The organism is Pseudomonas sp. MPDS (assembly GCF_013283895.1).
GTDB classification, from domain to species: Bacteria; Pseudomonadota; Gammaproteobacteria; order Pseudomonadales; family Pseudomonadaceae; genus Aquipseudomonas; species Aquipseudomonas rhizophila.
Map to the genome: position 1 here is coordinate 3,659,872 of NZ_CP054128.1, position 20,603 is coordinate 3,680,474.

Genomic DNA, 20,603 nt, shown 5'->3' on the forward strand with positions numbered 1-20,603 from the left:
TAACCGAATTGCGTACGAGGACTGCTAAATGATCGATGCCAGCGTTTACAAACAAGTCATGGGCTCGTTTCCGTCCGGTGTGACAGTGATCACCACACTTGATGACGACGGGCACATCGTGGGCCTCACCGCCAGTGCCTTCAGCTCATTGTCGATGGAGCCGGCCCTGGTGCTGTTTTGCCCCAACTACAGCTCCGATTCCTATCCGGTGCTGATCAAGAACAAGCGCTTCGCCATTCACCTGCTCTCCGGTGGGCAACAGAACGAAGCCTACGCATTCGCCCGCAAAGGCAAGGACAAGGCCCAGGGCATCGAATGGACCCTGAGCGAGTTGGGTAACCCGCTGCTGAGCAACGCCACCGCCATCATCGAATGTGAACTGTGGCGCGAATACGAAGGCGGCGACCACGCCATTATGGTCGGGGCCGTGAAGAACCTGATCGTGCCGCAACACACACCAGGGCCGCTGGTTTACTGCCACGGCAAGATGGGCGCCCTGCCCGTCCTCGCCTGAACCGATCGCCAACCATAAGAGAAAGCGCCATGAAATTTTCCCTGTTCGTACACATGGAGCGCTGGGACGAAAGCGTCAGCCATCGCCAGTTGTTCGAAAACCTGAGCGAGCTGACCCTGATGGCCGAGGCCGGCGGTTTCAGCACCGTGTGGATCGGCGAGCACCACGCCATGGAGTACACCATCTCGCCAAGCCCGATGCCATTGCTGGCGTACCTGGCCGGCAAGACCACCACGATTCACCTGGGCGCAGGCACCATCATCGCGCCGTTCTGGCACCCGCTGCGGGTGGCCGGCGAATGTGCGCTGCTGGATGTGATCAGCAATGGCCGCATGGAAGTCGGTCTGGCCCGGGGCGCCTATCAAGTGGAATTCGACCGCATGGCGGGCGGCATGCCCGCCTCCTCCGGCGGTCAGGCTCTGCGGGAAATGGTCCCGGTGGTGCGTGCCCTGTGGCAAGGCGACTACGCCCATGACGGCGAAATCTGGAAATTCCCCACCTCCACCAGCGTGCCCAAGCCGATTCGCAAACCCCACCCACCGATGTGGATCGCCGCCCGCGACCCGGATTCCCACAACTTTGCCGTCGCCAATGGCTGCAACGTCATGGTTACGCCGCTGATGAAGGGTGATGAAGAAGTCCTGGACCTGAAGAACAAGTTCCAGGCTGCCCTGGACAACAACCCTGACGTGCCGCGTCCACAACTGATGGTGCTGCGTCACACCCACGTGCATGCCGCCGACGATCCCGAAGGCTGGAAAATCGGCGCCCAGGCAATCTCCAAGTTCTACCGCACCTTCGATGCCTGGTTCGGCAACAAGCAAGTTCCGGTCAACGGCTTTCTGGCACCAAGCCCGGAAGAAAAATTCGCCGAGCGTCCGGAGTTCCAGTTGGAGAACATTCGCAAGAACACCATGATCGGCACCCCGCAGCAGATCATCGAACGGATCAAGTATTACCAGGATCTGGGCGTGGATGAGTTCAGCTTCTGGTGCGACAACAGCCTGTCCCATGCCGAGAAGAAGAAGTCCCTGGAGCTGTTTATCCAGCAGGTGGTGCCGGCCTTCAATTGATATCCAACCCTGGAACCCACGGGGTCAGTTCCACCGTCATCGCGAGCAGGCTCGCTCCCACAGGGGGGCTATGGCGTTCACATAATGAGTGAACACCCGCGGCCAATGTGGGAGCGAGCCTGCTCGCGATGGCGGCCTGACTGAGACAACGATGTCATATCTGCCAAATTCCCCCACTTCCCCGTCGCCGCCCCGCAAACCTCTGTTCAGCGCCGATAAACCCCAATAACTTAACCGTTCAACGGATCAACTCTGATTAAGGATGATGGGCGTGGGGAGTTATCGGTTGCTGCTGGCCATGCTCGTGGCGATTTCCCACATGGGCGTGATGTTCGTAGGCTTCAACCCCGGCGTTGTTGCCGTGGTGTCGTTTCTGATTATCAGCGGTTTTGTGATGACGCCCTTGATCGACAGGAGCTACAACGTCCCAGGGAAAATCGGCCTGTTCTACCTTGACCGATTGTTGAGACTTTACCCGCAGTTCCTTCTGTATTTCGTCCTCTCCTGCGCGGTGATCCATTTCCTGCTGCCGGGCACGCCACAGGCAGCGGCGCTGACAATCGAAAACATCGCCACCAGCCTGCCCATCGTGCCGCTGGGTTTCTATATGTTCGGCATCACTGTGCCGGAGATCCTGCCACCTGGCTGGTCTCTGGGGCTGGAGATGTGCTTTTACCTGCTGATCCCGTTTCTGATCCTTTATAAGGCCCGAGGCATTGCGTTCGCGGTGTCCGTAACGGTTTTCCTGGTCGCCTCGCTGGGCTACGTCAACACCGACATCTACGGCTACCGTCTACTGCCGGGCGTGTTGTTCATCTTCCTGTGCGGCAGCTACCTGTACCACGCCCAGGCCAAAGGACTATGGGTCGCCTCCATCACCACGGTCGTGGCAGCGATAATGTTCCTGGCCATTGTTGTCGGGTTCATTCCCCGCCGCCCCTTCAACGCAGAAGTAACCTTGGGCATAGTCTTGGGTGTGCCGGCGGTGCATGTGCTCAGCAGGCTCAAGCATCACTGGATGGATGAGTTTCTGGGGAATATCAGCTATGGCGTGTTCCTCAACCATTTTGTGGTGATGTACGTGTTGCGGGCGTTCTGGCCGGTTGAGTACAGCGCCCTGATGATTACACTGGTGCTGGTGTTGTCGCTGGCATTGAGTGGCTTGTCGTATTACTGCGTTGAGCGACCGGCGCTGAAGCTGCGCCACGCGTTGAGGGCGGGCGCTAAACGTGACATCACGCAGGTACCCGTTGGCCGCACACTGGCTTAGCCGCTGGCCCCGAATAAAAATCTATGGTCACCCCCATTTTTGCAATACTGATTAATGGGTGAAGTGGTTGGCTTGCTTAAATCTATCCGGCGTCGATCCAGGGCATGCCCCGCGCCACGATGAGAGTCGCGCCTGACGATCCTGAAAAATGCCGCGGCTTCTGAAGCCGATTTTTATGTCAGGTTCTTCGTCAGGCCGGTGGGCCGTTCACGTCATCCGTTGTTCAGCTATCGCAAAACCTGAAGGGTGATTCGTGGTACTGCAACAACCGCAGGGTCAGGCGTTCAGCGCGTCTGGCCCTGCTTCATATTGCGTATGGTGAGCCGCTAGCGCCCACGCGATCCGCGCCAGCTTGTTAGCCAGGGCGCAGGCCACCACGTTCGAGTGTCGTCGCCCAAGCAATGAGCGCACCCAGTCGGCCAGAGCCCCTTTCTGGTGTTCTAGCCTCTGCATATAGACCCGAGCACATTGAACCAGCAACTGCCTGAGGTGCTTGTCGCCGCGCTTGCTGATACCCAGCAAATTAGCCCTGCCGCCGGTGCTGTACTGCCTGGGTACCAAGCCCACGGAGGCGGCGAAGTCACGGCTGCATCGGTACTGCCTGCCGTCCCCCATCTCTACAGCCAGCAGGCTGGCGGTGATCGGCCCGACACACGGCAAGCTCAGCAAGCGGCTGCCGAGATCATCGTCGGCCAGTTGGCTTGCCAGCTCTTTATCCAGCGCCTTGATCTGTTCATCCAGATAACAGAAATGCTCATGCAAGCGCTGTAACAGCACTGTCAACCGAACGGGCAACTCATGCTCAGCCAAAATACTCGCCAACCGCTTCATGATCGCCAGGCCCTTGGGCAGGCTGATGCCGAACTCCAGTAGGAAACCATGCATTTGATTGGCGGTTTTGGTGCGATCGCGTACCAGCGACTCGCGCAGGCGATGCAGAACGGAAAGCGTCTGCTGTGCCTCGGTTTTAGGCGAAACGAAGCGCATCGATGGACGCGAAGCCGCCTCGCAAATGGCTTCGGCATCCACGAAGTCATTTTTGTTGCCTTTGACGAAGGGGCGGACGAATTGCGGGGAAATCAGTTTGGCTTCATGCCCCATGGCCATCAGCTGGCGAGCGACGAAATGCGCCCCGGCACAAGCTTCCATCACCACGGTACAGGCCGGCAGATTGCCGAAGAGCGTCATCATCTGTTGACGCGAGAACTTCTTGCGAAACACCTCTCGGCCCAATTTGTCTTGGCCGTGCAGGTGGAAACTGTGTTTACCGAGATCGATCCCGATCAGCGCTGACTCGCTCATAATGATGGCCTCCGAAAACAAAACACCCTGCGAAAGCGTAGCCCTCGCAGGGTGTGGGGGTGACCATCTCATTAATGCCCGGAACTCGGTTCCGGGCATTTTTTGTTTTCAGAACAGCGCACTCAGAACGTCACGCTGGCACTCAGGCGGGCGGTACGCGGTTCGCCGACATTGACCTGCAATTGGCTGCCGGTGGAAGACGGGTAGTAATGTTTATCGAACAGGTTGTCCACGTTCAACTGCAACGAGGTTTTGTGCCCCAATACCGGTGACTCCCAGCGCAGGAAGGCATCAGCCACGGTGTAGCTGCTGAGCCAGAAATCGTTGGCGTTGTTGGCGGCGCGCTCGCCGACGTAACGGGCACCGGCGCCGGCGTGCCAGGCGCCGAATTCGGCAGGCACGTTCAGGTGGTGGGTCAGGTACAGGCTGGCGGTGTGCTTGGGTGCGTTGGCCAGGCGGTGGCCTTCGTCATCCGGATCGTCGAGGATTTCCGTGTGGGTGTAGGCGTAGGTGCCGATCAGATCCCAACGCTCGGCCAGACGACCGGTGACGTCGAGTTCCAGACCTTGGGAGCCGACTTTGCCGGCGGCTTCTGCCAACGTGACGCCATTGACCGTGGAGGACGTTACGACGTTCTTCTTCACGATGTCATACAGCGCAAGGTTGATGTTCAGGCCCGGTAGCGGGTCGTATTTGGCGCCGATTTCATAACTGCGGCCCTCCTCTGGATCGAAGGTGTTGCCGGCATCGTCCACGTCATCGTTGGGCTTGAAGGAGCGACTGTAGTTGCCATAGAGCGACAGGTTGTCGGTGGCTTTGTAGACCAGCCCCAGGAACGGTACAAAAGCGTCGCCGTTGTCATCGCGGTTGACCACATAACGGCTGCCCAAACCTTGGTCGCTGTATTGATCGTAATGCTGGTAGCGGCCACCCAAGACTAGAATCCAGTGGTCGTCGAGGTGCCAGTTGTCCTTGAGATAAACGGAGCTGGAGGTCAACTGGTTACTCAGGTCGCTTTGGGGAGCACTGATCTGGCTTGGCTCTGGCAGGTTGCCGTAGGTCGGCGAAGTGATGTCGAAACCACCCTGAGCAGTATTGCGGTAGGTCTTGCCACGAAATTGGTCAGACACTTGATTGTCAGCCCCAACCAGCAGGTCATGACGCTGACCAAACAATTGCTGCCTGCCGATGAAATCCCAGCTGGCGTAGCGGGTTTCATCGTCATAGTGAGCACCGTTGGCGGCACGGCGCAAATTATTACCCGTCAGCGAATTGGGCTGCGCAATCGAAAGACTATACCGATCATTGTTCCAGCCATAGGTCACGCGGGTCTTCCACGCTTCACTCAGCTCATACTCAAACCGCGCTGTCGCCGTTTCGCGAATCCCCACGCTTTTGGCCCAAGGCTCATCAAGGCGCTTGTTGTAGTTAATGTCGGCCGGATGCCCGTCGGTGAATACAGTGCCGCGGTCGAAGGGATTGGAATATTCGTTGTACTCATAACTGAGGTTCAACGAGGCCCGCTCACCCGTCCAGGCCAGGGACGGCGCCACCAGCGTGCTCTCGTTGACGCCATAGTTGCGCCAATAATCCTCATGCCCACGCTCGGCGATCAACCGATACGCCAGGCCGGTATCGCCCAACGGCCCGGTGGTATCCAGGGCCATGGTGCCGCCACCTTCGCTGTAGGCCGAGCCGCTCAGTGTGGTGCTCTGGGTGTATTCGGGTTTCTTGCTGATGATGTTGACCAGGCCGCCGGGCTCCAGCGCGCCGTATAACATCGAGGCCGGGCCCTTGAGCACTTCGACCCGCTCGGTGGTGGCGCTGAAGTTACGTCCCAGGTTCGAACGCACACCATCGCGCAGGATCGAGCCGTCATCGTTGGTGCCGAACCCGCGCTTGACCAACGAATCCCGCGAACCGCCCAGGGTATTGCCCTGGCTGACGCCGCTGACAAATTTCATCGCATCGCCCAGCGAGCGCACCTGATAGTCCGCCAGGGTCTGCCGGGTCACCACGTTGATCGACTGCGCCTCTTCCTTGATCGGTACATCGCTTTTGCTCGCGGTGCTGGCTTGCGACGCCGTGTACCCTTCGTCCTGAGTGATGCGACTGCCCTGGATATCCGTGGTTGGCAGTTCGAGAATGTCCTGCGCCCACAAAGGGCTTGCGATGAAACAGCAGGACAGCGTTGGCAACACGCGTTTGAAAAAGGCGTTGCGGGTAGCGAGAGGGGTGGAACGATTCAAGACGCAGCACTCACAAAGGGATGTTAATGAGAGAGAATATACTTTGAGAATGATTCCCAGTAAATATTTCTAACGCTTTCCCGCTTGACCCGCGCAAAAAAAAAGACGCCGGATCACTCCGGCGCCTTTGTTCGTTTCCCACCCCTGTTATCAGGGCTTACCGCACATCAATGATCGATGGCCGCACCCGCCCCCCTTGGAACCCGGATATCTTCCACCAGGTGCTGAATGTGCTCCGGCGGCGGCGCGGTAAAGCGTGACACCACCACCGCGGCTACGAAGTTGAAGAGCATCCCCAGGGTGCCGATGCCTTCCGGCGATACGCCCAGCCACCAGTGCTCGGCAGTGTTCATCGCCGGATTGATGAATTTGAAGTAGACGATGTAGGTGAATGTAAACGTCAGCCCCACAATCATCCCGGCGATCGCGCCTTCGCGGTTCATGCGTTTGGAGAAGATCCCCATGACAATCACCGGGAAGAACGAGGACGCCGCCAGTCCAAAGGCGAACGCCACCACCTGGGCCACGAATGCCGGCGGGTAGATGCCGAACAACCCGGCGATCAGCACCGCCACGCCAGCGGCGATCCGGGCGGCCAGCAACTCTTGCTTTTCAGTGATCCTGGGCATGATGTTGCTTTTGAGCAGGTCATGGGAGACCGATGTGGAAATCACCAGCAGCAACCCCGCTGCCGTCGACAGCGCCGCCGCCAGGCCACCGGCGGCAATCAGGGCGATGACCCAGCCTGGCAACCCGGCAATCTCCGGGTTGGCCAGAACCATGATGTCGTTGTCGACATACAGTTCGTTGGCCACCGGTGAAACCTGGTTGCTCAGCAGCCGCTGCTCGTTCGCCCCGCGTTCACCCGTGAAGCTCGGCGCGCCGACCAGGGCTGCCCCCGGGCCATACTGGATGATGCCGTCGTTGTTCTTGTCCGCCCAGGCGATCAGCCCCGAATTTTCCCAGGTCTTGAACCATGTTGGCGCGGTGGCGTAGCTGACGTTGGGGATCGAGGTCAGCAGATTGGTGCGCGCGAAAGCCGCCACGGCCGGTGCGGTGGTGTAGAGGATGGCGATGAACAGCAGTGCGTAACCTGCTGACTTGCGCGCATCACGCACTGTCGGGGTGGTGAAGAAACGCACGATCACATGAGGCAGGCCCGCAGTCCCGACCATCAGCGCCATGGTGATGAAAAACACGTCGGTGGTCGATTTGGTGCCGTCGGTATAGGCCGTGAAACCCAGCTCCGCACCCAGCCCGTTGAGCCGCTCGATCACACTCTGGCCGGAGCCGGTGACCTCGCTGATGAAGCCCAGTTGCGGGATCGGATTACCGGTGATCATGATCGAGATGTAGATAGCCGGCACCATGTAGGCAAAAATCATCACGCAGTACTGCGCCACCTGCGTGTAGGTGATGCCCTTCATGCCGCCCAGCACGGAATAGAAGAACACGATGGCCATACCGATCATCACGCCGGTATTGATATCCACTTCCAGGTAACGGGAGAACACGATGCCCACACCGCGCATCTGCCCTGCCACATACGTGAAGGAAATGAAGATCACGCAGATCACCGCCACCACCCGCGCCGTCTGCGAGTAGTAACGCGCGCCGACGAACTCCGGGACAGTGAACTTGCCGAACTTGCGCAGATACGGCGCCAGACACATCGCCAGCAGCACATAGCCGCCGGTCCAGCCCATCAGGTAGACCGAGCCGTCATAGCCGGCGAAGGCGATGATCCCGGCCATGGAGATGAACGAGGCGGCCGACATCCAGTCGGCCCCGGTGGCCATGCCGTTGAGTACCGGGTGCACCCCTTTGCTGGCGACGTAGTACTCGCTGGTGGAGCCGGCGCGCGTCCAGATGGCAATGGCGATATAGAGCGCAAAGGACGCACCGACGAACAGGTAGATCAGGGTTTGGGTATCCATGCTCGTCGGCCTCAGTCTTCGTGGACGTCATATTTGCGATCGAGCTGATTCATCTTCCAGACATAGAAGAAGATCTCGAGCACAAAGACATAGATGGACCCCTGCTGGGCGAACCAGAATCCCAGGGGCGTACCGAAGAAGCTGATGGTGTTGAGCTGGTCAACCAGCAAAATGCCAAAGCCGAACGACACCAAGAACCAGATTGCCAGCAATACCAGCATCCAGCGTAGGTTCTCCGTCCAGTAGGCACGCGCAGCCTGTTGCTTTTGAGTGGACATGGAAATCAACTCCCGTTGTTTTTATTGTTTTCCACTCAAACCGTAGCAGTCGCTGGGCAGAGCGCTAGTACGACTTTCGTCTACCTTCGCCACTCTGGATATTGACATCCGCGTTCCCTCACTTACTGGGACGGGTTAAAGATCGCGGAAACCGCCGCAGTGATATCAAATCGCCCATTTCCCTAAAGCTTTGCCGTGCGCGGTCGAATGTATGCAATCAAAGTGATTTTTTACCCGGGAGCAACGGATGCAGACGCTAAAGGCCTTGTACGAGTCTATCGAGATGCAGTTTTTCGATACGCTCACCAAAAAGCTGTCGAGCCTTTTCCTGCTGGTCGTGGTCAGTGGCTTGCTTTACTGGGTGGCAGTCAGTGCCCGCGCCGACATTGTGCTGCAGTTGCACACTGCGCAACTGGACCCCGCGCTGCTGGGGCAAGTCGAAGGCCGGCTCGACAGCCTCACCCATGCCCTGCTCTTCGGCGCGCTGCTGACGCTGTGCATGATCAGCTTCATGGTCTGGTACTTTCGCCACCTCATCGTGCGCCCCGTCACGGCCATGACCAAGGCCCTCGAGGAGATCGCCAGCGGCGAAGGCGACCTGTCCAAAGACCTGCCCCTGGTGACCCACGACGAAATCCGCGTGCTGGCCGACACTTGCAACCGCTTCCTGGCCAAGCAGCGGGAGATCATCAGTAATGTCCAGGCGCTGACCGTGCACATTGCGGTCGAATCGGCCCGCTCGTTGAAAAACATCAGCGACTCCAGCGACAGCGCTACTCACCAGGCCCGCTTCGCCAAGGAAGTGATGGACCAGAGCAACACCGCCGTAGGTCGCATCGAAGAAGTCTCGCGCCAGACTCAGGGCATTTCCAGCACCACTGCGCAGAACCTGAGCATGGCTCGCGACTCCTATGCAGAACTGCTGGAAGTGACGGGCAACATCAGTGAAATCTCCAGCAGCCTCAATGAATTCGCCACGCTGGTAGGCGCCCTGAACCAACGTTCTTCGAGCATCAAGTCCATCGTTGGGCTGATCCAGCAGATCTCTGCCCAAACCAACCTGCTGGCCCTCAACGCGGCCATCGAAGCCGCCCGGGCCGGTGAAAGCGGTCGGGGGTTTGCCGTGGTGGCCGATGAGGTGCGCACCTTGGCGCAGAATGTCAGCCGGGCTACCGACGACATCTCACGAAACATCGACGCCATGCTCGAAGAAGTCAGTTCCACACATGAACAGACCAACCAGATCAGCCACAGCGCCCGGGAAACCCAGAAAGTCGTGGAGCGTGCCTCGGGCCATTTCGAAAGCATGATCGGCGACTTCGAATCCACCAATGGCAAGTTGGCCGATATCGCGTCCCATATCCAGCTTTTCGCCGAATCCAACACGGGTATCAACGAACGGGTTACGCAGATCCATGCCGACAGCCAGTCGATTGATCAGCGCATGCAACATTCGGCAACGGCTACCCGTGACTTGTCCGGTGTCGCTGAAAAGGTCCAGGCATTGTTGGGCCGGTTCGTGCTCGGCCATGGCAAGCTGGATGCCGCCATCACCCGGGCCAGCCAGTGCCGCGACAACCTCCAGGTCCAATTGGAGGCGCTGCAGCAGGATGGCCTCAACCTGTTCGATCAGAACTACCAACTGATCCCCGGCACCGATCCCAAGCAATACATGACCAGCTACACCGAGCGTTTTGCCCAAGTCTGCCAGGAAGAATGCGACAAACTCACCCGCAGCACCCCGGGCGGCAAAGTCTCATTCATCGTCGACACCAAGGGTTATTGCCCAGTGAACAACAGCTGGGTTTCGAAACAACCGACCGGTGACCGCGCCGTCGACCTGCCGGTGTGCCGCAACAAGCGCATCTTCAACGACCCGATCGGCCTGCGCGCGGCGGGCAACACCCAACGCTTCCTGCTCCAGACCTACCTGCGCGATACCGGGGAAATCATGACCGAGATCGACGTACCGTTCTTCTTCGGCGGCCGCCATTGGGGCAATTTGCGGGTCGGGTTCGATGCAGCGGTGCTGTTGGCAGAGTGATGCATTGCACCTGGTTCGGTGCTGATGCACATCCCGAGGCCACCCCAAAACAACGGTGGGAGCAAGCCTGCTCGCGAAAGCGGTAGATCAGCAAACATCAATGCTGCTGACCTGATGCCATCGCGAGCAGGCTCGCTCCCACAAGGGGTCTGTGGTGTATGCGAACCCAAGGCCACCCCAAAACAACTGTGGGAGCGAGCCTGCTCGCGATGACGGTGGATCAGTCAACATCATCGTAACTGACCCGACGCCATCGCGAGCAGGCTCGCTCCCACAAGGGGATCGGTGGTGTATGCAAATCCCGAGGCCGCCCCAAAACAACTGTGGGAGCGAGCCTGCTCGCGATGGCGGTCGGTCAGTCAACATCATCGTAACTGACCCAACGCCATCGCGAGCAAGCTCGCTCCCACAGGGTTACCTCATCAACCTGAAATCAGTTGATCAACAGCACTTGGGTCCCGCCTTGCCACCGTATCGGGCTTCCTGGCGTTCGCGGAAGAACGCCTCGTAGTCCATCAGCGGTTTGTCCGGGTGTTTGCTTTGCATGTGCTCGACGTAGTTGTCGTAGTCGGGCATGCCGACCATCAGGCGGGCGGCCTGACCGAGGTATTTACCGAGGCGACTCAAGTCATTGAACATCGTTGCAATCCTCGATTCAGGCGTCCGGCACGGCCTGGAAGGGCGCTTCTTTATCCGTGCGTTCCTTGTGACCCCAGGCAGCGATGCCGACCTTGAGCGCGTAGAACAGGATGCTGAAGACCACCAGCAGGAACAACACCGTCAGCGTTGCGTTGGTGTAAGCGTTGTACACCACGTGCTGCATCTGCTCGATGCTCTTGGCCGGGGCCAGGATCTGGCCGGCGGCCAGGGCATCGTTGTATTTGCGCGCCAGGGCCAGGAAGCCGATCGCCGGGTTGGCGTCGAACAGCTTGATCAGGCCCGCCGTGGTGGTGCAGATCAGCAGCCAGACCGCCGGCAGCATGGTCACCCAGACGTAGCGCTGGCGCTTCATCTTGATCAGTACCACGGTGCCGAGCATCAGGGCGATACCGGCCAGCATCTGGTTGGAGATGCCGAACAGCGGCCACAAGGTGTTGATGCCGCCCAGCGGATCGATCACGCCCTGGTACAACAGGTAGCCCCACAGCGCCACACAGCCGGCGGTGGCGATCAGGTTGGCAACCCAGGATTCGGTCCGCTTGAGGGCCGGGACGAACGAGCCCAGCAGGTCCTGCAGCATGAAGCGCCCGGCACGGGTGCCGGCGTCTACCGCCGTGAGGATGAACAGCGCCTCGAACAGGATTGCGAAGTGGTACCAGAACGCCATGGTGTTCTCACCCGGCAACACCGAGTGCAGGATCTGCGCGATCCCCACCGCCAGGGTCGGCGCACCGCCGGCACGGGCCAGGATGGTGGTCTCGCCGATGTCATTGGCCACCGCCTGCAGCGCTTCGGGGGTGATTGCAAAGCCCCAGCTGCTGACAGTCTGCGCCACGCTCACCACATCACCGCCGACGATCGCCGCCGGGCTGTTCATGGCGAAGTACACACCCGGCTCGATCACCGAAGCGGCGACCATTGCCATGATGGCCACGAACGACTCCATCAGCATGCCGCCGTAACCGATGTAGCGGGCGTTGACTTCGTTATCGAGCATCTTCGGCGTGGTGCCCGAAGAGATCAGCGCGTGGAAACCCGAAACCGCGCCACAGGCGATGGTGATGAACAGGAACGGGAACAATCCGCCCTTCCACACCGGGCCCGTGCCGTCGGTGAACTGGGTCAGTGCCGGCATTTTCAGCTCGGGCATGGTGACCAGGATGCCGATCGCCAGGGCGACGATGGTGCCGATCTTCAAGAAGGTGGACAGGTAGTCGCGCGGCGCCAGGATCAGCCAGATCGGCAACACCGCGGCAACAAAACCGTAGCCGATCAGCATCCAGGTGATTTGCACGCCGGTGAAGGTGAAGGCCTCGGCCCAGACCGGGTCTGCGGCCACTTGCCCGCCGAGCCAGATCGAACCCAGCAGCAACAGCACGCCGATGAGGGAGATTTCACCGATGCGGCCCGGGCGGATGTAGCGCATGTAGATGCCCATGAACATCGCGATCGGGATGGTCGCCATCACCGTGAAGATCCCCCACGGGCTCTCGGCCAGGGCCTTGACCACGATCAGCGCCAGCACCGCGAGGATGATGATCATGATCAGGAAGCAGCCGAACAGCGCGATGGTGCCGGGAACGCGGCCCATCTCTTCGCGGACCATGTCGCCCAGGGAGCGACCGTTACGACGGGTGGACAGGAACAGGACCATGAAGTCCTGCACGGCACCGGCCAGCACCACCCCGGCGATCAGCCAGAGCGTACCGGGCAGGTAGCCCATCTGCGCCGCCAGTACCGGCCCGACCAGCGGCCCCGCACCGGCAATGGCCGCGAAGTGGTGGCCGAACAGGATGTGTTTGTTGGTCGGGACATAGTCCAGGCCATCGTTGTTGAGCACGGCGGGAGTGGCCCGGCGCGCATCGAGTTGCATCACGTTATTGGCGATGAACAGGCTGTAGTAGCGGTAGGCGACCAGGTAGATGGCCACGGCTGCGACGACGATCCAGAGGGCGTTGATCGGTTCGCCGCGGCGCAAGGCCACGACACTCAACGCACAAGCTCCCAGAACAGCCACGGCAAACCAGGCAAGGTGTTTAACCAGACGGGTTGTCATTGCGTGTCTCCTGCCGATATCCAGTGGATTGCGGCGATTGTTTTTATAGTGTGCCCCGACTATTCGGAGCCGGCCCAATATCCGTGGAAGCCGTCAATAAATAAATCCGCAGTACTACGTACGGGCCATCTACGTAGTTCTACGTAGATTCTCGTGGAATCCCTCTGTGTGAGCCCATGCAAAGCCAATGCAGGCTAACGACTGTGGGAGCAAAGCTTGCTCGCGATAACGCTGGGTCTGTTGGCAACAGTCCAGGCTGATCCGTCGCGATCGCGAGCAAGCTTTGCTCCCACAGCGTTATGATGCCGACCATTCGCCTCCCCCCGTTGAGTCCGGACAGGAGTACACATGCTGCTCAAACACAAAATCGTCGCCTTGGGAATTCTGCCCCTGGTCCTGGCGATTGCCGTCATCTGCGCCTTGGTGATCTCGCTTAATCGCCAGTTGGGTGATCAACAGGCGCAACTGATCGAAGACAGCATCCTGGCCAGCAAGCGAGCAGAGCTGAAAAACTACGTCGAAATGGCGCAAAGCCTGATCGCCCCGCTGTATAACAACGGCCAGGGCGACGCACGCGCGCAGCAGCAGGTGCTGGAGGAGCTGCGCAAGCTCAGTTTTGGCATCAATGGCTATTTCTTCGTCTACGACCGCCAGGGGCGCAGCCTGATGCATGCCCGGCAGTCCGAACTGGTGGGCCAATACCTCTGGGACATGAAAGATCCCCAGGGGCTGCCGGTGATCCAGGCATTGCTCAAGAGCGCTGAATCCGGCGAAGGTTTCCAGCGCTACGCCTGGAACAAGCCCTCCTCCGGCCAGGTGACCGACAAGCTGGCCTATGTGGTGATGCTGGATCGCTGGGGTTGGATGCTCGGGACCGGGATTTACCTGGAGGATGTCGAGCGCGCCACCCAGCAAGCCCGCGCTGAAGTGGCCCAGGGCATCCACACCACCATGCAGGCCATCGCCGCCATTGCGCTGGTGGCGGTCCTGCTGGTGTTTGCCGGCGGCATGACCCTCAACGTCAGCGAACATCGCTTGGCCGACAAAAAGCTGCAACGACTGAACCAGCGTATCGTCAGCTTGCAGGAAGAGGAACGCGCGCGAGTTTCACGCGAGCTGCACGACGGCATCAGCCAATTACTGGTGTCGATAAAATTCCAGTTTGAACTGGCCAGTCACGTCCTCGAAAAGGGGCAGGAAAACGGCCTGGGCATCCTGAAGAACGCGACAGACCGGCTGGGGGAAGCCATTGGCGAGATCCGCAACATCTCCCACGACTTGCGCTCCTCCCTGCTCGACACCCTGGGCCTGTCCGCCGCCATCGGCCAGCTCGCGGCCGAATTTCAGCAACGCAGCGGGCTTGAAGTGTCGTACAAAAGCAACGAATTCGATTGCCGCCTGGAAAATGGAGCACCGGTTTCGCTGTTTCGCATTGCTCAGGAAGCCTTGACCAATATCGAGCGTCACGCCGGGGCGAAAAGTGTCGGCATCACCCTGTTCGGGTCCGGCCAGTCCTTGCGCCTGACGGTGGTGGACGACGGGATGGGTTTCAACGTACCGCAGGTCGAACGTGGCCACGCCGGCATCGGCCTGCGCAATATCCGCGAGCGGGTCGAGCATTTCGGCGGACGGCTGGAAATGACCTCGGTGCCGGGACGAAGCGAGCTCGATATCCTGCTGCCCATGAACATGATGGCGACACAAAGCTGATGCGCGCCCAACCTGACAAGAGCACCTGCCGATGAACCTGCCCTCTGTGATCCGCGTCGCGCTGGTCGATGATCATTCCCTGGTCCGCGATGGCATCAGGGCCCTGTTGTCCGTCATGCCCCAACTGGACGTGGTGGGCGAAGCCGAGAATGGTGCACAGGCCATCGAGATGGTCGGGCGCTGCCAACCGGACCTGTTGCTGATGGACATCAGCCTCAAGGACATGAACGGGCTTGAATTGACCCGCTTGCTGGGCAAGCAATACCCCAACCTCAAGATCCTCATCCTGAGCATGTACGACAATTATGAGTATGTGAGTGAGTCCGTGCGCTGCGGCGCCAGTGGCTACGTGCTCAAGAATGCCCCTTCGCGGGAAATCATCGCGGCCATTGAAGCCATCATCAGCGGTGGCACCTTCTACAGTGCCGAGATCGCCCAACGGCTGGCCACCGACCCAACCACCGACAACGAGCTGACGCCGCGCGAGAGTCAGGTGTTGTACAAAATGGTCCAGGGGCTGAACAACAAGGAAATGGCCCGGGAACTGGACATCAGCGTGCGTACCGTCGAAACCCATCGCCTGAGCATCCGCCGCAAGCTCAACATCGACAAGCCCGCGGCCCTGGTGAAATACGCCATCGATCACGGGATCATTTCACGCTAGCAACCCCGGCTCGCGCTCGCGGCTTATGACTGAACCTCGGTGGGCCTTTCGATCCGACCCGGAACTTCATCGGCCACCGTGCGATTGCGCCCGGTTCGCTTCGCCTGGTAAAGCAAGGTATCTACGCGCTTGTAAAGATCCTGCCAGGTTTCCCTGGGGCCTAGACTGCCGACACCGAAACTCGCGGTGACCGGCCCGACAGTATCGCGCGTGACAGGCGTACCGTTCTCGATGGCCGCCCGCAAGCGCTCGGCACATTCGTAAGCTTCCCGGGCATCGGTGTCCGGCAGGAGCACAGCGAATTCTTCACCACCGAGGCGCCCGACGATGTCCCGTTTGCGCGCCGAAGTGCGCAGCAGTTGGCCAACTTCGCGCAAGACGTTATCGCCCACGTCATGGCCATGGCTATCGTTGATGTTCTTGAAGTTGTCGATATCGCACAGTGCCAGCGCTGTCGTGCCGCGCGGGCTCTTCATCAGCAGCATCGACACCCGTTCTTCGAAGCCGCGCCGGTTCAAGACACCGGTCAACGGGTCAAAGTCGCGTTCGCGACGCAGGTCATCGATCACGTCAGCAATGGCCGCGGCGAGAATCACAAAGGCAAGTCCGATACCGAGCACCGCCAGGGACAACTGGAGCGCCTGCCAGAACACCGAGTTGGCGAAAGCGACCCGGTCCAGCGGCACCGACAGCCCGACAGTCAACAGGGTCCGCGGAAAGAAATGCAACGCGAAGACCAGCAACACCCAGAACAGCGCCTTGTCAACGAGTCGCCCGCGTAACAGCGATCTGAGCTTGACCGCCGCCACAAGCAAAATCGCACCATAGCCGAAGTTCTGGATGTAGATGCGCGCAAGCAGGTTGCGGTCGATATAAAAGAACCAGGCCAGTGCCAGGGAAATGACGCATACCACGGCCACGTCCAGCCGCCAGCCGAGGCGTTTTTGCGAGCGCAGCAAAACGCCTTCGGCCACTGCCAGGACCGCCGAGGTATACAGCGCGCCGGACACAATGGCATTGGGCCCGACCCCAGGAGGCCAGCCGAAAAGCTGCGACGTGGCACCACATGCGAACAGGCCACAGCCACCAGCCAGGAGCAGCAGATAGTCGCGTTTTTTGTCGATAAACCAGGCGCAGACGAACGCAACCCCAAAGACCGACAGGATCCCTGGGACCATCAACATAAGCGTAATTCTGACGACTGATGCGTCCATCCGAAACGTGTTTCTCCCCTGACCCAAGTCTGCCATCGCCCATGATGACAGAGGCGAAGGCAGCACACCTGCGAAGTTTGAGGCGCCAATGACAGCCCGCCAACCTTTTCACTACACTGCCCTTCTTGTCCCCTCCCTTGCGAGACGTGCAATCCCTATGAAAAACATAACAAACACAATGACGTTCTGTGGCCTGCTGGCGTTCTGCGGCAGCGCCCTTGCCGAGCCAGCCCCTTCGCACCTTGATCAGGTCCTGCAGCGCGGCGAGCTGAAAGTGTGTACGACGGGCGATTACAAGCCTTACACCTACAAAGCCGAAACAGGTGAATACGAGGGGATCGACATTGACATGGCCCGTTCGCTGGCCGCCAGCCTAGGGGTCAAGGTTCAATGGGTGCAGACCAGCTGGAAAACCCTGATGCCGGACATGGTCGCCGGTAAATGCGATATCGGCATGGGTGGGATTTCCGTGACCCTGGAGCGTCAGAAAAAAGCCAACTTCAGCACCACCCTGGATGTGGATGGCAAAATCCCGCTGGTGCGTTGCGAGGACCAGGCGCGCTACCAGACCATTGAGCAGCTCAACCAGCCTTCGGTGCGCCTGGTGGAACCGGCCGGCGGCACCAACGAAGCTTTCGTCCGGGCGTTCCTGCCCAAAGGGCAACTCAAGTTCCACGACAACGTGACCATCTTCCAGGAACTGCTGGACAAGCGGGCAGACGTGATGATCACCGATGCCTCGGAAGCGCTCTACCAGCAGAAACTCAAGCCCGGTCTTTGCGCCGTCAACCCCAGCCGCTACTTGCAGTATGGCGAGAAGGCCTACCTGCTGCCACGGGACGACATCACCTGGAAAATGTACGTCGACCAGTGGCTGCATCTGAGCAAAGCAAATGGCAGCTACCAGAAGGTCATCGGCCAGTGGCTGGCGGTGCCCCAGCAACAGTGACAACGCCTGCGCCGCACACGACTCACTCACCCAGGGTTTGTGTGCGGCCCCTGGAACTGGCATGTTGGTCTCTCAATTGATCAGCCACGAGGTTCCATGCAGATCGAGTTACTGGAAATCAGCGAGCACCTGCATCGTTTTCCCCCTTTCGATGCCCTGCCCCAGCAAACCCTGGAGGCCATAGCGCAGCGCGTCGAAGTCAGCTACTTCAAGGCCGGCAGCGATATTCTTGAGGCCGGCTCCATCGTCCACGACCTGCATTATGTGCGCAGTGGCGCAGTCGAGATCTACCGGCGCAACGGCCAGTTGTACAACCGGCTGGTGGAAGGCGACATCTTTGGTCAGGCCAGCCTGCTGCGCAGCAACAAAGTGCGTTTTCCGGCGCGGGCCCTTGAAGACAGCCTGATCTACTTCATCCCGGCGGATGTGTTTGCCCAGCTGTGCGAGCAACATGACAGCTTCGCCGACTTTGTCGAGGCCGAAGGACACTCCAGGCTCAAATCCGCCGTCGAGGCCCAGGGCCGCGCCAGCGAACTGATTCAATTGAAATCCCGCGCGCTGATTTCCCGGGACCTGGTCTGGGTCACCCCGCACACCAGCGTTCACGAAGCAGCACGGTTGATGTCCCAGGAAAGCGTTTCCTGCGTCGTCGTCCTGGAACCTGCCGGGCATCACCCGGAAAAAATGCTCGGCATCGTCACCGACCGCGACCTGCGCACCCGGGTAGTGGCCGCCAACCGCAGCGGCGATACCTGCATCGGTGAAGTGATGTCGACCGATCCGGTGGTCATCCAGGCCGACGACTCGTTGTTCGAAGCCATGTTGTGCATGCTTCGCAGCAACATCCACCACCTGCCGGTGGTGCACAAGGGGCGCACGCTGGGGTTGATCAACCTGTCGGACATCATCCGGCACGAGTCCCAGAGCAGCCTGTACCTGGTCAACAGCATCTCCAACCAGACCTCTGTCGAGGGCTTGCGCTCATTGTTGCGAGATCTGCGCGGCACCTACATTCGCATGGTGCGCGACGGTGCGACGGCTCACATGATCGGCAGCGCCATCTCGGGCATTGGCCGCGCCTTCACCCAGCGGTTGCTCGAATTGGCCGAGCGGGAACTGGGGCCGCCGCCGGTTCCGTACTGCTTCATGGTGCTGGGATCGATGGCGCGGGACGAACAACTGCTGGTAACCGACCAGGACAACGCCCTGGTGCTGGATGATCGTTTCGACCCGGCCCTGCACGACGAATACTTCAAAAGCCTGGCCACCTTCGTCAGCGACGGCCTGGCAGAGTGCGGCTACAGCTACTGCAAGGGCGGCATCATGGCCACCAACGCGCAATGGCGGCAGCCGTTGCGAGTATGGCGCGAGTATTTCAGCCAGTGGATCGAGAAGCCCAATGCCGCCACCCTGCTCAACAGTTGCATCTTCTTTGACCTGGACGGGGTCTATGGGCAACTGGAAATGGTCAACGAACTCAAGGTGCTCTGCGCTGAAAAATCCAGGGTGACCCCCGCCTTCCTGGCGGCGATGGCCCGGAATGCCTTGAACCGCACGCCCCCCTTGGGTTTCTTTCGCACCTTCGTAATGGAAACCGACGGCAAGCAAAAACAGATCATCAACCTCAAGGGCCGTGGCACGGCGCCATTGACCGATCTGATCCGTATCCACGCCCTGGCCTGCGGGACCACGGCACAGAATTCCTTTGATCGTCTCGAAGCCATCAGCACCACACAGCTCGTGCAACCGCAGGCCATTGAGCATCTACGCTACGCCTTGGAGTTCCTGTCGATGGTGCGCATCCGACACCAGGTCGACGCCATCGAACAGGGCCAGAAACCGGATAACTACATCGAACCGGAGCGGTTTTCCACCACTGAGCGGCACAACCTCAAGGAAGCGTTTCAGGTATTGAGCAATGCGCAGAAATTCCTGCGATTCCGCTACCCCGGTCACGCTCGGCCATCCCGATGAACAATCCGAAGGGGCAAGAAACGCTGGATTGGGCGGCACGTTTCAAACGTCTGGAACAGCAAGCCCGGCACCCGCTGCTGCAACGCTTCTACCAACAGGGTGTCATCGATGCCGGGACTGCACTGGAGCAGGTGGAACTGCTGGCCATGGACCTTGAAACCACCGGTCTGAACGCGCGCACCGACAGTATCGTCAGCATCGGCCTGCTGCCGTTCACCCTCAGGCGCATACGCTGCGGTGAAGCCCTGTACTGGGTGATCAAGCCCTCGCAGCTCAGTCATGAGTCGGTGACGTTTCACCACATCACGCACTCCGACATCCGTCATGCTCCCCGATTGCCGGACGTCATGGAGAAAGTGCTGGAAGCCATGGCGGGGAAGATCATGGTGGTGCATTACCGGGCCATCGAACGCAACTTCCTGGATCAGGCGTTACGCAATCACCTTGGGGAGGGCCTGCAATTTCCGGTGATTGACACGATGCAGCTGGAAGCGCGGCAGGTGCGCGGTCAGCGGCGTTGGCTGGACCGGCTGTTACGCCGTCCACCCGAGTCCATCCGGTTGGCGGACAGTCGCTTGCGCTACCACCTGCCGCCCTATCACGCCCATCATGCCTTGACCGATGCCCTGGCGACGGCCGAGCTGTTGCAAGCGCAAATAGCCACTCACTACAGCCCGTCCGTCCCTATCGGCCAGCTGTGGGATTAAAA

Annotated in this window: 16 protein-coding genes; 9 read left to right on the top strand and 7 right to left on the bottom strand. The window is 59.7% G+C overall.

Going from position 1 to position 20,603, the window contains the following annotated elements:
- The first annotated feature begins 28 nt into the window (after window positions 1-28).
- The 3 genes from HQ912_RS16090 to HQ912_RS16100 all read left to right on the top strand — a co-directional run bounded on the left by HQ912_RS16090 (window position 29) and on the right by HQ912_RS16100 (window position 2,857).
- Window positions 29-514, top strand: a complete 486-nt coding sequence (locus tag HQ912_RS16090) for a flavin reductase family protein (protein ID WP_047226625.1) — start codon at window positions 29-31, stop codon at window positions 512-514.
- Between the two features lie 29 nt (window positions 515-543).
- The gene (locus HQ912_RS16095) at window positions 544-1,587 is read left to right on the top strand and encodes an LLM class flavin-dependent oxidoreductase (protein WP_047226626.1); all 1,044 of its coding nucleotides are present in this window, start codon (window positions 544-546) and stop codon (window positions 1,585-1,587) included.
- Between the two features lie 262 nt (window positions 1,588-1,849).
- Window positions 1,850-2,857, top strand: a complete 1,008-nt coding sequence (locus HQ912_RS16100; RefSeq protein ID WP_173407019.1) for an acyltransferase — start codon at window positions 1,850-1,852, stop codon at window positions 2,855-2,857.
- 276 nt (window positions 2,858-3,133) lie between these two features.
- Here the strand turns inward: HQ912_RS16100 and HQ912_RS16105 are convergent, their stop codons facing one another.
- From HQ912_RS16105 to HQ912_RS16120, 4 genes are all read right to left on the bottom strand, one after another.
- Window positions 3,134-4,159 (bottom strand): IS110 family transposase, encoded by a 1,026-nt coding sequence (locus HQ912_RS16105; RefSeq protein ID WP_047230568.1) that lies wholly within the window; start codon window positions 4,157-4,159, stop codon window positions 3,134-3,136.
- Between the two features lie 122 nt (window positions 4,160-4,281).
- Window positions 4,282-6,408, bottom strand: coding sequence for a TonB-dependent siderophore receptor (locus HQ912_RS16110; RefSeq protein WP_173407020.1), 2,127 nt, complete (start codon window positions 6,406-6,408; stop codon window positions 4,282-4,284).
- A 167-nt stretch (window positions 6,409-6,575) separates the two neighbouring features.
- A complete protein-coding gene (locus HQ912_RS16115) occupies window positions 6,576-8,345 on the bottom strand; it encodes a sodium:solute symporter family protein (protein WP_173407021.1) in 1,770 nt (589 codons plus the stop codon).
- A gap of 11 nt (window positions 8,346-8,356) precedes the next feature.
- On the bottom strand, window positions 8,357-8,623 hold the full coding sequence (locus HQ912_RS16120) for a DUF4212 domain-containing protein (RefSeq protein WP_047230535.1): 267 nt from the start codon (window positions 8,621-8,623) through the stop codon (window positions 8,357-8,359).
- Between the two features lie 247 nt (window positions 8,624-8,870).
- Between HQ912_RS16120 and HQ912_RS16125 the strand changes: the two genes are divergently transcribed.
- The gene (locus HQ912_RS16125) at window positions 8,871-10,667 is read left to right on the top strand and encodes a methyl-accepting chemotaxis protein (protein WP_107322619.1); all 1,797 of its coding nucleotides are present in this window, start codon (window positions 8,871-8,873) and stop codon (window positions 10,665-10,667) included.
- A 441-nt stretch (window positions 10,668-11,108) separates the two neighbouring features.
- On the opposite strand, the gene HQ912_RS16130 is transcribed toward HQ912_RS16125, so the two are convergent.
- Both HQ912_RS16130 and HQ912_RS16135 read right to left on the bottom strand, forming a co-directional pair.
- Window positions 11,109-11,306, bottom strand: coding sequence for a YbdD/YjiX family protein (locus HQ912_RS16130; protein ID WP_047230563.1), 198 nt, complete (start codon window positions 11,304-11,306; stop codon window positions 11,109-11,111).
- A gap of 16 nt (window positions 11,307-11,322) precedes the next feature.
- Window positions 11,323-13,383: a carbon starvation CstA family protein gene (locus HQ912_RS16135; RefSeq protein WP_076385097.1), complete on the bottom strand. Its 2,061-nt coding sequence runs from the start codon at window positions 13,381-13,383 to the stop codon at window positions 11,323-11,325.
- Between the two features lie 348 nt (window positions 13,384-13,731).
- Here HQ912_RS16135 and HQ912_RS16140 point away from each other — a divergent pair, with 348 nt between their 5' ends.
- Both HQ912_RS16140 and HQ912_RS16145 read left to right on the top strand, forming a co-directional pair.
- On the top strand, window positions 13,732-15,093 hold the full coding sequence (locus HQ912_RS16140; protein ID WP_092398613.1) for a cache domain-containing protein: 1,362 nt from the start codon (window positions 13,732-13,734) through the stop codon (window positions 15,091-15,093).
- 31 nt (window positions 15,094-15,124) lie between these two features.
- Complete coding sequence (locus HQ912_RS16145) at window positions 15,125-15,757, top strand: response regulator (RefSeq protein ID WP_047229883.1); 633 nt, start codon at window positions 15,125-15,127, stop codon at window positions 15,755-15,757.
- A 23-nt stretch (window positions 15,758-15,780) separates the two neighbouring features.
- Here HQ912_RS16145 and HQ912_RS16150 read toward each other — a convergent pair whose 3' ends face one another.
- The gene (locus HQ912_RS16150; RefSeq protein ID WP_197685212.1) at window positions 15,781-16,941 is read right to left on the bottom strand and encodes a GGDEF domain-containing protein; all 1,161 of its coding nucleotides are present in this window, start codon (window positions 16,939-16,941) and stop codon (window positions 15,781-15,783) included.
- Between the two features lie 187 nt (window positions 16,942-17,128).
- On the opposite strand from HQ912_RS16150, the gene HQ912_RS16155 reads away from it, so the two are divergent.
- From HQ912_RS16155 to HQ912_RS16165, 3 genes are all read left to right on the top strand, one after another.
- The gene (locus HQ912_RS16155) at window positions 17,129-17,920 is read left to right on the top strand and encodes a transporter substrate-binding domain-containing protein (protein ID WP_076385101.1); all 792 of its coding nucleotides are present in this window, start codon (window positions 17,129-17,131) and stop codon (window positions 17,918-17,920) included.
- Between the two features lie 96 nt (window positions 17,921-18,016).
- Window positions 18,017-19,894: a DUF294 nucleotidyltransferase-like domain-containing protein gene (locus tag HQ912_RS16160; protein ID WP_076385103.1), complete on the top strand. Its 1,878-nt coding sequence runs from the start codon at window positions 18,017-18,019 to the stop codon at window positions 19,892-19,894.
- Window positions 19,891-20,601 (top strand): 3'-5' exonuclease, encoded by a 711-nt coding sequence (locus tag HQ912_RS16165; protein ID WP_076385105.1) that lies wholly within the window; start codon window positions 19,891-19,893, stop codon window positions 20,599-20,601. Before HQ912_RS16160 ends, HQ912_RS16165 begins: the two co-directional genes overlap by 4 nt.
- The last annotated feature ends 2 nt before the right edge of the window (window positions 20,602-20,603 follow it).

Bases quoted from the DNA above. Each gene is read 5' to 3' on its own strand.
- HQ912_RS16090 (WP_047226625.1), top strand. From the start codon at position 29: ATGATCGATGCCAGCGTTTACAAACAAGTCATGGGCTCGTTTCCGTCC.
- HQ912_RS16095 (WP_047226626.1), top strand. From the start codon at position 544: ATGAAATTTTCCCTGTTCGTACACATGGAGCGCTGGGACGAAAGCGTC.
- HQ912_RS16100 (WP_173407019.1), top strand. From the start codon at position 1,850: ATGATGGGCGTGGGGAGTTATCGGTTGCTGCTGGCCATGCTCGTGGCG.
- HQ912_RS16105 (WP_047230568.1), bottom strand. From the start codon at position 4,159: ATGAGCGAGTCAGCGCTGATCGGGATCGATCTCGGTAAACACAGTTTC.
- HQ912_RS16115 (WP_173407021.1), bottom strand. From the start codon at position 8,345: ATGGATACCCAAACCCTGATCTACCTGTTCGTCGGTGCGTCCTTTGCG.
- HQ912_RS16120 (WP_047230535.1), bottom strand. From the start codon at position 8,623: ATGTCCACTCAAAAGCAACAGGCTGCGCGTGCCTACTGGACGGAGAAC.
- HQ912_RS16125 (WP_107322619.1), top strand. From the start codon at position 8,871: ATGCAGACGCTAAAGGCCTTGTACGAGTCTATCGAGATGCAGTTTTTC.
- HQ912_RS16130 (WP_047230563.1), bottom strand. From the start codon at position 11,306: ATGTTCAATGACTTGAGTCGCCTCGGTAAATACCTCGGTCAGGCCGCC.
- HQ912_RS16135 (WP_076385097.1), bottom strand. From the start codon at position 13,383: ATGACAACCCGTCTGGTTAAACACCTTGCCTGGTTTGCCGTGGCTGTT.
- HQ912_RS16140 (WP_092398613.1), top strand. From the start codon at position 13,732: ATGCTGCTCAAACACAAAATCGTCGCCTTGGGAATTCTGCCCCTGGTC.
- HQ912_RS16145 (WP_047229883.1), top strand. From the start codon at position 15,125: ATGAACCTGCCCTCTGTGATCCGCGTCGCGCTGGTCGATGATCATTCC.
- HQ912_RS16150 (WP_197685212.1), bottom strand. From the start codon at position 16,941: ATGTTGATGGTCCCAGGGATCCTGTCGGTCTTTGGGGTTGCGTTCGTC.
- HQ912_RS16155 (WP_076385101.1), top strand. From the start codon at position 17,129: ATGAAAAACATAACAAACACAATGACGTTCTGTGGCCTGCTGGCGTTC.
- HQ912_RS16160 (WP_076385103.1), top strand. From the start codon at position 18,017: ATGCAGATCGAGTTACTGGAAATCAGCGAGCACCTGCATCGTTTTCCC.
- HQ912_RS16165 (WP_076385105.1), top strand. From the start codon at position 19,891: ATGAACAATCCGAAGGGGCAAGAAACGCTGGATTGGGCGGCACGTTTC.